The 14,541-nt window shown below is 63.6% G+C and carries 16 protein-coding genes; 2 read left to right on the top strand and 14 right to left on the bottom strand.

From position 1 onward, the window contains the following. The 11 genes from ftsH to spoVT all read right to left on the bottom strand — a co-directional run bounded on the left by ftsH (position 1) and on the right by spoVT (position 12,052). Complete coding sequence (gene ftsH / locus G454_RS0103250) at positions 1-1,863, bottom strand: ATP-dependent zinc metalloprotease FtsH (RefSeq protein ID WP_211229930.1); 1,863 nt, start codon at positions 1,861-1,863, stop codon at positions 1-3. A gap of 57 nt (positions 1,864-1,920) precedes the next feature. After that, on the bottom strand, positions 1,921-3,348 hold the full coding sequence (gene tilS, locus G454_RS0103245; RefSeq protein WP_027717444.1) for a tRNA lysidine(34) synthetase TilS: 1,428 nt from the start codon (positions 3,346-3,348) through the stop codon (positions 1,921-1,923). A 72-nt stretch (positions 3,349-3,420) separates the two neighbouring features. Continuing rightward, entirely contained in the window at positions 3,421-5,829 is a 2,409-nt protein-coding gene (gene spoIIE, locus G454_RS0103240) for a stage II sporulation protein E (RefSeq protein ID WP_027717443.1), read from the bottom strand. A 64-nt stretch (positions 5,830-5,893) separates the two neighbouring features. Beyond that, positions 5,894-6,802 carry a Ppx/GppA phosphatase family protein gene (locus G454_RS0103235; protein WP_027717442.1) on the bottom strand — a complete coding sequence of 303 codons (909 nt, stop codon included), beginning with the start codon at positions 6,800-6,802 and terminating at the stop codon, positions 5,894-5,896. 89 nt (positions 6,803-6,891) lie between these two features. Beyond that, positions 6,892-7,239 carry an FtsB family cell division protein gene (locus tag G454_RS0103230; RefSeq protein ID WP_027717441.1) on the bottom strand — a complete coding sequence of 116 codons (348 nt, stop codon included), beginning with the start codon at positions 7,237-7,239 and terminating at the stop codon, positions 6,892-6,894. Between the two features lie 66 nt (positions 7,240-7,305). Then, the gene (gene yabQ, locus G454_RS20225; protein WP_051275805.1) at positions 7,306-7,701 is read right to left on the bottom strand and encodes a spore cortex biosynthesis protein YabQ; all 396 of its coding nucleotides are present in this window, start codon (positions 7,699-7,701) and stop codon (positions 7,306-7,308) included. A 23-nt stretch (positions 7,702-7,724) separates the two neighbouring features. Further along, positions 7,725-8,006: a sporulation protein YabP gene (gene yabP / locus G454_RS0103220; RefSeq protein WP_211229925.1), complete on the bottom strand. Its 282-nt coding sequence runs from the start codon at positions 8,004-8,006 to the stop codon at positions 7,725-7,727. 87 nt (positions 8,007-8,093) lie between these two features. Continuing rightward, positions 8,094-9,044, bottom strand: coding sequence for a SpoIID/LytB domain-containing protein (locus G454_RS0103215; protein ID WP_027717439.1), 951 nt, complete (start codon positions 9,042-9,044; stop codon positions 8,094-8,096). A 488-nt stretch (positions 9,045-9,532) separates the two neighbouring features. Next, the gene (locus G454_RS0103210; RefSeq protein WP_027717438.1) at positions 9,533-9,826 is read right to left on the bottom strand and encodes an HU family DNA-binding protein; all 294 of its coding nucleotides are present in this window, start codon (positions 9,824-9,826) and stop codon (positions 9,533-9,535) included. Next, on the bottom strand, positions 9,819-11,357 hold the full coding sequence (gene yabN, locus G454_RS17490; RefSeq protein WP_084413218.1) for a bifunctional methyltransferase/pyrophosphohydrolase YabN: 1,539 nt from the start codon (positions 11,355-11,357) through the stop codon (positions 9,819-9,821). Before yabN ends, G454_RS0103210 begins: the two co-directional genes overlap by 8 nt. A 134-nt stretch (positions 11,358-11,491) precedes the next feature. Beyond that, positions 11,492-12,052, bottom strand: a complete 561-nt coding sequence (spoVT, locus tag G454_RS0103200; protein WP_027717437.1) for a stage V sporulation protein T — start codon at positions 12,050-12,052, stop codon at positions 11,492-11,494. A 201-nt stretch (positions 12,053-12,253) separates the two neighbouring features. On the opposite strand from spoVT, the gene G454_RS0103195 reads away from it, so the two are divergent. Both G454_RS0103195 and G454_RS17485 read left to right on the top strand, forming a co-directional pair. Continuing rightward, positions 12,254-12,493: a DUF6364 family protein gene (locus G454_RS0103195; protein WP_027717436.1), complete on the top strand. Its 240-nt coding sequence runs from the start codon at positions 12,254-12,256 to the stop codon at positions 12,491-12,493. Beyond that, on the top strand, positions 12,483-12,875 hold the full coding sequence (locus tag G454_RS17485) for a PIN domain-containing protein (RefSeq protein ID WP_035106753.1): 393 nt from the start codon (positions 12,483-12,485) through the stop codon (positions 12,873-12,875). The genes G454_RS0103195 and G454_RS17485 overlap by 11 nt, the downstream gene beginning before the upstream one ends. A gap of 52 nt (positions 12,876-12,927) precedes the next feature. Here G454_RS17485 and G454_RS22555 read toward each other — a convergent pair whose 3' ends face one another. The 3 genes from G454_RS22555 to G454_RS22035 all read right to left on the bottom strand — a co-directional run. After that, positions 12,928-13,050: a hypothetical protein gene (locus G454_RS22555; RefSeq protein WP_281168433.1), complete on the bottom strand. Its 123-nt coding sequence runs from the start codon at positions 13,048-13,050 to the stop codon at positions 12,928-12,930. Between the two features lie 236 nt (positions 13,051-13,286). After that, entirely contained in the window at positions 13,287-14,213 is a 927-nt protein-coding gene (locus G454_RS17480) for a YeiH family protein (protein WP_281168435.1), read from the bottom strand. A gap of 130 nt (positions 14,214-14,343) precedes the next feature. Continuing rightward, positions 14,344-14,541 (bottom strand): hypothetical protein (locus G454_RS22035; protein WP_211229924.1); only part of this gene is annotated, 198 nt, incomplete at its 5' end.

Below are 14,541 nucleotides of genomic sequence, written 5' to 3'. Positions count from 1 at the left end.
TTATTTTTTCTCCTTTTCCCCGCCGTGTTCCTTTTCCCCGGCCTGCTTCATGAGGGCGGCAAACTCCTCCGCCTCCAGGGTCTCCTTTTCAAAGAGGGTGTTGGCCACCAGGTGCAGCGTGTCCATGTGCTTCTCCAAAAGCTCCCTGGCGCGGTTGTAGCAGCCCTCGATGATGCGCCGCACTTCCTTGTCGATGGCTGAGGCCACCTCTTCGCTGTAGTTGCGGTCGCGGGCCAGGTCGCGGCCCAAAAAGGGCGTGTCCGTCTTGCGCCCCAGGGTCATGGGGCCCAGCTCTTCGCTCATGCCGTACTCCATGACCATCTTGCGCACCATCTCCGTGGCCCGCTCCAGGTCGTTCTGGGCGCCGGTGCTGACCTCCTTCAGCACCAGCTCCTCGGCCACCCGCCCGGCCAGGAGCATGGTCACCTGGTCCAGGAGCATGGAGCGGGTCATGTAGTAGCGGTCCTCCTTGGGCAACAGCAGCGTGTAGCCGCCGGCCCGCCCGCGGGGGATGATGGACACCTTGTGCACCGGGTCGGTGTGGGGCAGGAGGTAGCCCACCACCGCGTGGCCAGCCTCGTGGTAGGAAACCAGCCGCTTCTCCTGGTCGCTGATGACCTTGGACTTCTTCTCCGGCCCGGCAATGACCCGCTCGATGGCCGCTTCCAGCTCCTGCATGGAGATCTGCGTCTTGTTGTTGCGGGCGGCCAAAAGGGCCGCCTCGTTGACCATGTTGGCCAGGTCGGCCCCCGTAAAGCCGGGGGTACGCCGGGCCAGCACGTCCAGGTCCACGTCCGGCGCAATGGGCTTGCCCCGCATGTGCACCTTCAAGATCTCTTTGCGCCCCACGATGTCCGGGATGTCCACCACCACCTGCCGGTCGAAGCGCCCCGGGCGCAAGAGGGCCGGGTCAAGGATGTCCGGGCGGTTGGTGGCGGCAATGATGATGATGCCCTCGTTGGGCGAGAAGCCGTCCATTTCCACCAGGAGCTGGTTTAACGTCTGCTCCCGCTCGTCGTGGCCGCCCCCCAGGCCGGCCCCCCGCTGGCGTCCCACGGCGTCAATCTCGTCAATGAAGACGATGCAGGGGGCGTTCTTCTTGGCCTGGTCGAAGAGGTCGCGCACGCGGGCGGCGCCCACGCCCACGAACATCTCCACGAAATCCGAGCCGCTGATGCTAAAAAAGGGTACGCCGGCTTCCCCGGCCACCGCCCGGGCGAGCAGCGTCTTCCCCGTGCCCGGCGGGCCGTAGAGGAGCACCCCTTTGGGGATGCGGGCGCCGAGGTCGATAAACTTCTTGGGGTTTTTCAGGTACTCCACGATCTCCTGCAGCTCTTCCTTGACCTCGTCAATGCCCGCCACGTCGGCAAAAGTCACCCGCTTCTTGTCGTCGGTGTGCAATCGGGCGCGGCTCTTACCGAAAGACATCACCCTGTTGCCCCCGCCCTGGGTCTGCTGCATCATGAAGAAGAAGAGCATCATGAAGATGAGCACGGGCAGCAGGCTGCTCAGGAGGTTGGCCCACCATCCCGGGGAAGGAGGCTCCTCGTTAACTATCTGTACCCCCTTCTCGAGGAGGAACTTGGACAGCTCCTGGTCGTTTTTCAGCCCCACCACCTGAAAGCGCGCGCCGCTCTTCGTCTCCCCGATGATGAGGTTGGTGTTTTGCCGCGCCTGCACGGTCACCTTTTGCACCTGGCCCTGGTTGACCGCCCGCACGAACTCATCGTAGCGCCACTGCTCCACGTTCACATGGGCGGGCTGCACGTATTTAATTAAAAAAACAATTACCATCACGATCAGCAGGTAGATGCTCAGGTTCTTGAGAACTTTGTTCAACAAGGACACTCCTCTCGGCACCATACCTCTAGCCATGAGAGTTATTTTAGCATACAAAAAGGCGCCTTTCAACGAGAAAATTCACCTTATCGCGCCATCTAATGCCTTTCCCTCTACCAACTGCAAAAAAAGACACCTCTGCGTGCGGGAGGTAACCTTCCAGGGCTCGGCAATGCGCACGCCGCCCACCCACAGGATCTGCCCGCCGCAAACCACCAGGGGAAGGCGGTCTCTCTCTGCGCGGGGAACGCCCTGGTTGATGAGGAACTTTTTCAACTTGGTGGCCCCGGGCAGCCCCAGGGGGTGAAAACGGTCCCCCTCGCAGCGGCGGCGGACCTCCAGGGCGCCCGGCGGCAGCAGGTCGTAGTCCAGGAGGGCTTCCCGCGGGGAAAGGTTTTTCGGCGGCGGGGCCTCGCCTACCGGCACCAGGCGGGCCACGACGGTACGGTCGATCTCCGGGATATAGGTCGCCCCCGGCACGGCCAGGGGGTAGCGGTAAAAAGGCACCCCCTCTTCCTCTTCGCCCGCCGCGGCAAAGCGCAGCTCCCCTCCCAGGCGGCGCACGCCGACCCGGCGGGGCAGCTCCACCAGCCTGCCCTCCCCTCCCTCCTCCAGCAGGCCCATCACGGCCTCCACCCGCTCAAAGGATAGCTCGCCGGGGGCGCCCGTGAGCCGGCGCCAGGCCTGGCGCACCACGCGGCGCGCCAGGGCGCGCGGCGCGGAGCGGAGCGCCCGGGCGTCCAGTGCCAGCGCACCTCCACCTGCGGCCCTTAAGGCCTCCTGCAGGAGGCGGGCCGCCTGCTCTTCCAGGTAGGCGTTTTCCTCGCGGCACAGCTCGGCCAGGTTGACCAGCGAGCGCACCAGCCGCGGGTTGTACTCCTTTTCCAGGTGGGGGATGAGTTCCAGGCGCAGGCGGTTGCGGGTGTAAACGGGCTTTTTGTTGGAGGGGTCCTCGCGCGCGGGCAGGGAAAACTGCCGGCAGTATGCCTCGATTTCCTTCCGGCGCACGCACAAGAGGGGCCTTATGTATATGCCGCGCACCGGCGGGATGCCCTTTAGCCCCGCCGGCCCGGCACCCCGCAGGAAGTTAAGGAGCACCGTTTCGGCCTGGTCGTCGGCGTGGTGGCCCAGGGCCACGCGGGAAGTGCCCTCCCTCCTGGCCAGCGCCTCCAGAAATTGATAGCGCGCCTCGCGCGCCGCTTCCTGCAGGGAAAGCCGTGTCTTTTCCCGGAAGGCGGGCACGTCAAACTCTTCCACAAAAGCCGCGAGCCCCAGGCTGCGGGCCAGGTCCTGCACGAAGAGGGCGTCGGCCCGCGCCTCTTCGCCGCGGATCATGTGGTTCAAGTGGGCCACGGCCAGGGAGATCCCCAGCTCCGCCCTAAGACGCCAGAGGAGGTGCAAAAGGGCCACCGAATCGGGGCCGCCGGAAACGGCCACCAGCACGCGGTCCCCTGGGGCAATCATCCCCTGCCTGCGAACAAACGCCAAAACCCTGGGGGCCAGATCCATCCCCGGCCCTCCTCGCGTTTTTTTAGAATTTCCATACCCGCCGCCCTTTTTCCTCCTCCGGCCCCGCTCTTTTTAAACCTTTTGCAGCCTGGCCACGACCACCGTCATGTCGTCGCCCTTCCCTTCCCCGGCCCTCGCCCGGGCCAGCTGCAGGAGCAGGTCGGCCATCTCCTGGGGGGAGAGGTTCCCCACGTCGCGCAGCACGCCCGCCAGCCAGCCTTCTTCATCCCCGGCCCCCCCGCCGGCCTCCAGCACGCCGTCGCTGGCCATCACCAGCACGTCCCCGGCGCAGAGGGCCCTGTGCTGCGAGGCCACCTCCAGGTCTCTGAGGACGCCCACCGGAAGGGAGGCGGCCCTGACGGCGGTCACCTTTTTGTTGCGCCAAAGGAAGCTCGGCGGCGCGCCGATCTTGATGAACTCCCCCTGGCCCGCGGCCAGGTCCAGGATGGCCATATCCAGGGTGGCAAAGGAATCCCCCGGCGAGCGCAGGATCATCAGGGCGTTTAAGGTCTTTACGGCCAGGGGCCAGTCCAGGCCCGCTTCCAGCAGCCGCTCCAGGAGGGAAACCACTTCGCCGCTCTGCCGGGCCGCCTCCGGGCCGCTGCCCATGCCGTCGCTGATGACCAGGGCGCAGCGCCCTTCCGGGAGCTGGAGGAAGGCGTAGCTGTCCCCGGAGACGGCGCTCCCGCCCCGGGCCGCCGCCGCCACGCCCACCTCCAGGGAAAATTTTAGCCCGGTGTAAAGGCGTACGGTGCAAGGATCCCGTGGGAGCCAGAAGGGGCATCCCTTAAAAGAGAGGTCGAAGTTTTCCCCGGTGAGCCTGCTCACCTGGGCGGCCAGCTCCCGGCAGATCTCTCGCCGCTCGCACCAGCGCCCCGTCACCACGATCTCCCTTTCTCTGCCGCCGGCAAAGCGCAGGTCGGCCACCGGCAGGCCGGCTTCTTTTAGCCGCCGCAGGAGGTACTGCCCGTCCTGCGGGGGATTGCCCGCGCCCAGGTCCAGTTCTGCCGCCAGCCCCTCCACCATCTCGGCTACACTCTTTAGCTGCTCGGCCACCACCAGGCGGCTCTCGGCCAATTTTTTCTGCCAGAAGTGGTTGAGCTTGTAGGCGTCGTAAAGGCAGGCGGCGTTAATGGCCAGCTCCTTGGGCCGGCAGCAGCGCTTCTTTATGGCGGGGGGCAGGTCCGCGGTATCCAGGTGGCCGTAAAGCTCCGCCTGGGTTAAAAGCTCCAGCATGTTGCGGTAGGTATGGAAGGCGTCCCACTCCCAGCAGGTGCGGTAGAGCCCGCAGCCGCGGCAAACCTTGGCGGCAATCTCGCCGAACAAAACCTGGAGGCCGGCCGACGGCTCTTCTCGCGCCGGCACTTCCTCCAGGCGGCGGGAGAGGTCGTGGAAAAGGGAAGACCAGCGCCGCAGGCGCCGCTCCGCAGCCGCGCGCCACCTGCCGGCCACCGCCGCCCCCTCACTGGTCCCTAAAAAGACGTCCACCAGCGAGCGGCTCAGGCTACCCACCAGCCGACCCGGGAGGAGGAAAAAAAGAAAAATGGCCAGTGCCGTTTCGGCCGTCACCGCCGCCAGGTGCCCGAAGTCGGCCAGGTAAAAGGAAAGGATGACGTTGCCCAGGCAGAAGCCCAGGGCCACCCCCGCCCGCCCCAGGCCGCGGCAGAGCCCGGCCAGGAGCCCGGCAAAGGAGTACACCCCCACCATGGCGGGCACCGCCGTATAAACGAGGCCTGGGACCACACCCACCACCGCTCCGGCGGCGGCCCCCAAGCCCAGCCCCCCCAGGAGCGCCCCCACCAGGATGACCGCGCGGCTTAAAACCCCCTTTACGGATACCATGCCCACGTGCAGCTCGCTGGTGCCGGCCACCACGCCCAGGAGCAGGACGACCACGGCAAAAAGCTCCTCGGCGGTGAGCGGCGCAAGCCCGGCCAGCTTGGGCAGGGAGGGAAGGGCCTGTAGGAAGACAAGGGTGCAGAGGGAGGCAAAACCGCCCTCAAAGAGCACCGCCGCGTACTGGTAGGGAGTGGCGTCGGCAAAAGAAAGCAGGCCCGCCTTGACCACCGCGGTGAGGGCGAAGACCAGCGCCGGCAGGACCAGGTGCGGCCTCCTCAGGCCCGCGGGTACGGCCTGCACCAGGAGCCAGGTAAAAAAGGCCGTGGCCAACGACGCGGCCAGGGAGAGGCCGGACTTTACCGTCGCCAGGCCCGCGCACGACCCCAGCAGGGCGGCCAGGCTGCCGGCGGGAAAAACGCGCGCCGCCGCGGCCACAAAGGCAAAGGGCAGGGGCGCCACCTCCCCCAGCAGCACGGCCCGCCCCAGGAAAAACCCGGCGCCAAAGAGCAAAAAACTGCGGCCGGTAAAAACACGTCCCCGCAGGAGGTCTTGCCAGGAGGGAGCGGGCGCGGTTTTCCTCGCCTTTTTTGCGCCCTGCTCCACCCGCCGGTACGGGTAAACTTCCTCCATTTCCTGGCGCATCCAGGCCACCCCTAAAAGCCAGTTCTCAATAGGACATTATAGCCCAAGGGGTGGGCAATGGATGTCATATTTGGTATATAATGACAGGTTTTCTTTCGACACCTCCTGCAGCCCTCAAAGCCAGGCCGTACATGATGTCCGTCTCGCTTACCTGTAGGTCCTTCATCTCCAGCCCCAGCATAATGCGGCGCACGATGCGCACCCCGGCCACGATGATGTCCGCCCGCTCCGGCTGGAGCCCCGGCAGGCGGCGCCGCTCCTCCAGGGGCGTGCGGGAGAGCAGCGCCAGCAGGCCCTCCACCTGCTCCAGGGAGAGTGTAAAGCCGTGCACCAGGGAAGGGTCGTAGGTTTTCAGCTTTTGCACCATGGCCGCGCAGGTGGTCACCGTGCCGCCCACGCCCACCAAGTGCCGCGGCGCGTGCGCCCTCACGGCCTGCAGCACCGGTTCCAGCACCCGCCCGATGGCCTCTTCGCCGTAGCCCCCCTCGGTCATGCGCACGGCCCCGGCGTTCACGCTGCGGCAAAAGAGGCTGCCGCCGCCCTCCCAGATGAACTCCGTGCTGCCGCCCCCCACGTCCACCACCACCAGGCCCCTTGGCTCCAGCGCGAGGCCCAGGCAGGCCCCTAGGTAGCTGTAGTAGGCCTCCTCCTCCCCGGAGAGCACCTCCACCTCCAGGCCCACCTCCCGGGCCGCCCGAAGGAACTCACCTTTATTGGCGGCGTCCCGCACGGCGCTGGTGGCCGCCGCCACCACGCGCTCCGCCCCAAAGCTACGCGCCCGCTCCAGGTACTCCTCCAGCACCCTTAAGGTGCGAGCAACGGCCTCCGGCCTGAGCCTCCTTTCCTCTATGCCTTCGCCCAGACGGGTGGTGCGCAGGTCCCGGTGCAGCACTTCCCTCACGCTGCCCTCCTCGCAGGCGGCCACCAGTAGGCGGGTAGAATTGGTGCCGATGTCTATTACGGCCACGCGCACGCCCCCAAACCTCCCTTTCCCTTGCCCAAATGAAAAAAGCATTCCCGTAGTGCTTTTCTGGCGGAGAATGCCTTCCACGCGGAAAACCCCTACTGGTTATCTTTCTTGACCGGTACCACCCGGGCCTCGCCGGGCTTCACCAGCCCCAGCCTCTCCCTGGCCACCTGCTCGATGTAGGCGTCCGACTGCACGAGGCTGAGCTGCTGCTTTAGCTCGGCGTTTTTTTGCTTGAGCTCGGCAATCTGCGCCTGGAGCTGGTCGAGGTCCCGCTGCATGGCGTCCAGGCGCTGGAACTGCGCCCAGAGGGTCACCAGCAGGTAACAGAGGACAACCACCAGCAAGAGCCCCGGGAGGCGCTTCCGGTTAAAGTGGAGGCGCCTGGCGCGGCGCGGGACCAGCCTTTCCCCCTTCCAGGGCCTGGAGGTACCCGAGATCATTTTCCTCCCCCCTGGGGGCTAATTATTCTCCGCCGCGGCGCTCCACTCCTGCCGGGAAAAAGCTCCTCACCTCCGGGGACACATCCTGGCCAGCGCCCGCCGCGCGGCGGAAAGCGGGGCCAGCGCCACCCGGGCTGCCGCACCGGCGCGGCGGGAAAAGGCGTGCAGCGCGCGGTAAAAGAATGTTCCGGCCACCCTGCCAGGACCGAGGCGATAGAGGGCCATCCCCAGCGCCAGGCCCAGGAGCACGTAAAAGCGCACCTCGCCGTAGTTAAAGTAGAGCAGCGCGGCAAAGACAAAGGCCAGAAGGAAGAGGCAGAAGAAAAGGTCCCCCGCAAAGCCGGCAGCCCCGCGCAGGCGCAAAAGGCGTATTAGCGCGCGGTAAAAATCGTAAAAAAGGCCTGCCGCCGCCCCCAGCGCCACTGTAAGGAGAAAGGCGCCCGCCTGCTCGCCAACGCTCACCCGCATACCCTCCCTGCGGCCTCTCACTTAATCAGCCTGGCCAGGAGGTTTCTGCCCCTCGTCCCGGCCCTGCCTTTTCCTTCTTGGAAGACCAGGCTGGCGAAATAACCCTCGGCGGACAAAACGCCCTTTTCCAGGTCGAGCCGCGTGATGTGCAGCCCCTCGCCCTTTAGCGTCAGCGCGCCAAGGGTGGTGTCCAGCACGATCTCCCTTTCGTCAAAGCTCTCCACGTGGCGCACGCCCTCCAGGTGCAGCTGCTTGCGGTCGAGCAGGGTAATCCTGTGAGACCCCTCCACCGGCCTCACCCCGCGCAAAGAGAACTCCTTACCCCTTATCTTTATGCGCGCGGCAGGCGGTCTTATGAAAAAAAGGGCGGCAGATTTTGCCGCCCGCTAATCCCACAGCTTCCTTATCTCGATATCCTTGAAGTAAAAGCGCAGGATGTCCTCCGGAGAACGGCCCTTTTCCGCCATCAGCCTGGCCCCCCACTGGCACATGCCCACCCCGTGCCCAAAGCCCTTACCGGCCAGCACCAGGGAACCGCCCTCCACGGCCACCTTGGTGAGCAACATGGAGCGCACCAGGTCGCTGCCCAGGGCCAGGCGCAGGGCCGGGCCGCTCACCGGCACGTCCCCCACCTTTAGCTCCTCCACCCGCCCCGAGGGACCCCGGCGCGTAACCGCCACCGCTGTCACCGGTCCCGGATCTCGGCCCGTGATCTTTTGCACCGCCGCACGTACCTTCTCCAGGGGTATGCGCCTTTCCCAGTAACGGTTTTCCGGCACCGTAATGGAGAGGCAGCCGTCCTTCACGCCTGCTTTCACATAGGGCGTGGGCTTTTCCGTGTAGGCCAGCCCCTCGGCCGCCGAGGCTGACACGCCGCCGTCGCAGGCGTTAAACCAAGCCTTGATGTACTCCCCGTTGTACAGGGCCACCTTACCCCTGGTGAGGTCCACCGCCCGGCGCACGTTGTCGTTAACGCGGGACGGGTCGTAGGCCTGAAACTCCTCCTTGCTGGTGGAGGCATCGGTGCCGTGCAGGTCCCGCACCTTCCCGCTCTTGATGTTCTCCATGGTGAAGGTGCGGGCCAAGATGGCCTGCGCCGCCAGGGCATTTACCGGCCAGGTGGGGTCCATTTCCGCGGCCACCACCCCGGCCACGTACTCCTCCAGCTTGATGTTTTTCCTTTCCCCGGTCTGGTTGACGTAAAGGCTGATGGTGGGCTCTTCCCTGCCGGCTGGGGGAGCCGGCTTGCGCGGGGGCATGAGCCGTGCACAGCCGGCGCACCACAGTATGCCCGAGGCAACCAGCAAAAGAGCCGCGCGGCTAACTGCCTTCTTCACCGTTTCCCCTCCGTATCGGCCTGTACTTGTTATGCTTATTTTGGCCCGGAGGGGAAAAAGTATGCCCTTCGCCCTGCAGGGTCCGGCTTTTCCACACCGGGGGATTTCCCTCTGTGCTCGCTACGGGCGGGCACAAGCCGCCCCCGGACTAAGCGTCCTCGCCTTCACCCTTGTAACCCCCTGCCGGCCCCGCGGCAGCTCACGGGGACCTCGCTCCCGGCGCCCTCACCCTCCTAGGTAGGTGCCCGCACGAGGTTACCGCCCCCCGCCTCTGCGGATAGCTCCCGCCACACAAGCAAGCTCACCACCCCCATAACTTTTTTTGCTTATAATACCATGTTATGGCAATACAGTCTACAGCCGCTTACGCCCAAAAATAACCATTATTTTTCTTTAGGTGCAAATAGCTCGTCCAAACAGAAAAAGGCCTGCGCGCAGGCCTTTTTCCTTGTTAAAGGCTCACTTGCCTCTCTATGTAATTTGCTGCTTTAAGAGGGATTCGCGGGCGCCTGGGCGACGGCATCCCGCAGGTTCTTGCCGGCCTTGAACACCGGTACGCGGGCCGCGGCAATCTCAATTTCCTCCCCCGTCTGCGGGTTGCGGCCCTTGCGGGCAGCCCTCTCCCGGATCTCAAAGGTCCCGAAGCCCACCAGCTGTACCTTGTCCCCCCGGGCCAGGGCCTCCTCAATGGCGGCAAAAACGGCGGTGACGGCTTTTTCGGCGTCTTTTTTGGTCAGGTCCGTCTTCTCGGCCACCTGCGATATCAGGTCTGCCTTATTCATAAGTACCCCCCTCAGAAGGTTTAGACATTTTTCCCATACTATTCGCTATTTTTACCGCGTTTCCTTCCTTCTCCTCCATTTTCTTGCTTTCTTCCCACCAGGCATCGAGCTGTTCCAGGGGAAAGGAGGCGAGGTCCCTCCCGGCCCGGCCTGCCTGCTCTTCCAGGTAGCGGAAGCGGCGGCGGAAGCGCCCGACGGCCCCCAAAAGGGCCACCTCCGCCTCCACGCCCACCAGGCGGCAGAGGTTGACGGCGGCAAAGAGGAGGTCGCCCAACTCCTTTTCCACGTCCCCGGACCGGCCGCCAGCAAGGGCCCGCCGCACCTCTTCCAGCTCTTCGCCCACCTTCTCCAGCGCCCCGCGGTAGTCCGGCCAGTCAAAGCCCACCCGCGCCGCCCTGGCCTGCACCTCCCTGGCCTGCATGAGGGCCGGCAGGTGCCGGGGCACTTCCTCCAGCCGGGAAGGTTCCCCTTTTTCCCGCGCCTTGATTTCCTCCCACCTGACCAGAACCTCCCGGCTGTCCCGCACCGTCTCCTCTCCGAAAACGTGGGGGTGACGGCGCAGCATCTTGGCCGTGATCCCCTTTACCACGGTGTTGGCATCGAAAAAGCCCTTCTCCCTGGCCAGCTGGCAGTGAAAAACCACCTGCAACAATAAGTCTCCCAATTCCTCACAAAGCTTATACATATCTTCCTGTTCGATGGCCTCGCACACCTCGTAGGCTTCCTCTATCAGGAAAGGCCGCAGGCTGCGGTGGGTCTGCTCCCGGTCCCAGGGGCAGCCGTTCGCGCCGCGCAGCCTGGCCATGACCTCCACGAGGGGGTCCAGCGGGTATCGGCAGGCGGTGCGTGCGGCCCCGCGGCAGGGAGGAAGGTAGAGGCTGGTGAGGTGATCAAACCAGTCCAGGTGGTCCAGCTCGCAGAGCGGGCACTCCTCGATGCGCTCCTCTCCCGGGACCCCCGCCGCCCTGACGACCGTTACCGGGTGGTCGGGCGGGTAGCACTCCAGCAGGGCCAGCTTGACGTCCGAGGCCACCAGGCGGTTGTACACCTGGTAAACAATGCTGGCCAGCTGCGGGAAGAGCACCTCTTCGCTTAAGGAGAGGCCGTCCACCAGGACCATGCCCGGCGAGACGCCCAGCCCGAGGGCGGCACAAACCGCGTCCACAAAGCTCATGGCGGGAACAACCTCCACCTTTACCCCCCGCCGGGGAGCTTCCTCTAGGAGCAGCCTGACCGCTTCCTCGGCCACCAGGGGATGGCCCGGCACGGCAAAAACCGGGGAGGATTTCTCTGCCTCCTCCAGGAGGAAGGAGGCCATGCGGCGGTAGACCTCCTCAAAGGTGCGACCCTGCTCGTAAAAGGAGTCCAGGGCCCGGAAGGCCACCCCCTTTTCTTTCAGCCAGGGCACCACCGGGTGGTGCTCCGTGCGCAGATAGACGGGCCTTTTTCCCTGCAACACCTCCCACGCGGCAACGGGCAGGTGGCCGGGGTTTCCCGGCCCCAAACCGACAACGGTAATAACCGCCTCCATAGGGCACCCGCCAGGCCGGGTGTTTCACCCCCTACAACAATCTTCGTCGTTTTCGGCCACAGTATTAATTATACCGGAAGGGATCGGGCAAAAAAAGACAGGCCAATAAAAAAGTGGCCGTTCGGCCACCCAACCTACTGCTCCATTTGCTTGGCCAGGAAGCTCGCCGCCGTCTCGGCCAGTTTCAGCTCCAGCTCGCCCATCTTCACGCCCGGCTCCTTGGAGGCCAAAATAACTGCGCCGATGGGGTCGCCCTCGCAGATGATGGGCGCGATCACCTCCGCCGAATACTTGCACTCTTCTTCTTCTGCGGTCAGGCACTCCTTGCAGTAAGGGCTATCGCCCGGGCTGTTAATGATCACCGCCTTGCGCTCCTCCATCACCTTTTCCACCGCCGGGCTGATGGGCTTGTTGAGGTACTCCTTCTTGGGCGCCCCGGACACGGCAATGATGGCATCGCGGTCGGCAATGCAGGCAATGTGTCCCAGCGCCTCGTGTAGGGAATCGGCGTACTCCTTGGCAAACTCGCCCAGCTCGCCGATGGGCGAATACTTCTTGAGGATCACTTCTCCTTCTCTATCGACAAAAATCTCCAAAGGATCCCCTTCGCGGATGCGGAGCGTCCTCCTGATTTCCTTGGGTATAACCACTCTTCCTAGATCGTCGATGCGCCGGACAATACCCGTTGCCTTCATGGCGGACCTTCCCTCCTTTTGGCCTTCGTCGTGGGCAATTTAATTTTCACTGATAGTATATAACCGAAGGGAGGCGGTTATTCATTTTTTTCCATAACGGTGTAGATTTTTGTAGGGCCGCGGGGGCGGAGAACTCTATTTAAATGGCTTACTTTTCACGTTAATAAGTGATACACTCATTTGCGTGGAGGTGGGAGGCATATGGAGTATCAAAATGTTACCCTCTCGCTGCCCAAGGAAGTGCTGCGCCGGGCAAAACACATCGCCATTGAGCGGGGTGTTTCGCTTTCCGGCCTTCTCACCCAGCTGCTGGAAGAACTCACGCGCAAGGAAGATGCGTACGGCCGGGCAAAGGAGCGGCATTTGGTCATGCTGGATACCTTTGACCTGGCAACGGAAGGAAACATTAACTGGGACAGGAGCGACCTCCATGAACGGTAAAAATAATGGCCGGCAGTTTGTCGACACCGACGTGCTCGTTTACGCCCACGACATCTTAGCCGGGGAAAGGCACGCCCGGACAAAAAGCCTGGTTGCCGCGCTCTGGGAAACGGGTAACGGCTGCCTCAGCGTGCAGGTGCTCCAGGAATTCTATGTGACGGTAACCCGAAAAGTCCGCCAGCCGCTTGCGCCGGAAACCGCCTCGCAACTTATCGAATACCTTTCGGCCTGGCGCGTGCACGCGCCTGACGCCGCCGATGTGCTGGAGGCCATTGCCATTCACCGGCGCTACGCCATATCTTTTTGGGACGCCATGATCATCCGCAGTGCCGAGGCATTGGGCTGCAAAATAACCTGGTCCGAAGACCTGAGCCCTTTCTAATCTAAGACAGCGCTTTGTCATGCCTGCCGCCCGCAGGCCTTTTTTGTCGCCGCTAAAAGAAGACCATGACGATGAGCAAAATTACGGCGGCCAGGGAAAGGGCCAGGTAGTCCTCCAACCTCTCCGTGGCAAAAAGCTCGCCGTCCTCAGGGTAGAGCACGTTATCACCTCGCATAAGATCGCTTTAAAATGTGCTTTGGCTCCAAAGCGAGCGACTTGAGCCGAGCGGGAAAACCAAACTTAGCGAGATTGAGGGCGGAGGCGGGGCCGAGGCCCGGATGGCCGAGGCCGGCCCGTGAGGCACGGATGCCGAATGGGCCGGAGACCCCAGCCGGAGCCCGAAAATCGAGCGCTAGTTTGGTCCGCGAGGTGAATGGAGCGAGCGGGAGCCAAAGCACGTTTGCAGCCAGCTTACCGCGGCACAAAAAGTATTACCGCCACCAGGGCCAGCACGGCCCGCAAGGCGGCCGCCACGGCGCCCACCAGGAGGGGCTTGCCCCCGGCGCGGCGCAGCTCGGCCAGGGAAATCTCCATGCCCTGCCCGGCCAGGCCGATGGCGAAAAACCAGCTGTAGAGGTGGCGGATGATGGTCAGCTCCCGCGAAGGGGGCGAGGTGGGGCCGAAAAAGCCAAAGGAGGTGAGGAAGACCACGGCCAGGAAGCCCAGCACGAAGACGGGGAACCTGTCCCAGAGGCCGGTGCTGATGTTTGCCTCTTCTTCCTCCGGCGGCAGGTTGCGGCTGGCGTAAATGGCCAGAAAGAGGACCACAAAGGGGAGGAAGAGGACGCGGGTTAAATTGTAAATTTCCCCGGTCTTGAGGCTCTCCGAGGGGCGGGCGGCCGTGCCGGGATCGAAAGTAAGGCACACTGCCAGCACCTGGCCGGAGTTCATGATGCCCGTGCCCGCCCAGACCCCGAACTGGTGGGGGCTCAAGCCCACTAGCGTGCCCACCAGGGGAAAGAGGAACAGGGCCACCAGGCCGAAGGAGAGGATGGTGGCAATGGAGTAGGCCACGTCCGTGCTCTTCGCCCGCACCGCCGGGGCGGTGGCAATAATGGCCGACACACCGCACACCGCCGTGCCGGCGGCCAGGGTGGCCGCGGCGGACGGGTCCATGCCCACCTTGCGGCCCAGCCAGAGGGTGAAGAGGAGCATGAAGACGAGGAAGCTTAAGATAAAGATTACCGCCGTCACGCCCAGCCTGGCCAGGTCGGCAATGCTGTAGAGGGAGCCCAGGAGGATTACCCCCACCTTGATGAAGAGGCGGGAGGTCTTCACCCCGGGCCGCGCCCAGGAAGGAATCCCCCAGATGTTGCCCACCGCCATGCCGAGCAAAATGCAAAACTTAGAGCTCTTGAACCCGAAAGATTTTAGGACCTAAGGGGTAAGCTTTACCCACTTCCTTAACCTGCTTTTTGTAACACATTTACTTAAAAGAAGAAAGGACTTCCTCCTCTTTGTGTCGAATTTAATCGAAAAACCCCAAAAAACCACAAAGGGAGGAGGAAGCCCTTACATGGTGTATATTCAACAGCCAACGCTTTTTCCCTTCGAGGTTTTTGTTCACTCCGGCTGCAGTCACCAGCACTTTTTTTCGGCCCTCCTTTCTATCGATGTCGAGCCAATAAGGAAAATGTTTCCTTTGTACCAAGGAACCGGCCGCCCA

The sequence above is a fragment of the Desulfovirgula thermocuniculi DSM 16036 genome, from assembly GCF_000429345.1.
Taxonomy (GTDB): Bacteria; Bacillota; Desulfotomaculia; order Desulfotomaculales; family Desulfovirgulaceae; genus Desulfovirgula; species Desulfovirgula thermocuniculi.
The sequence above is the reverse complement of the archived record's forward strand: the minus strand, read 5'-3'. Positions and strand labels throughout refer to the sequence as shown.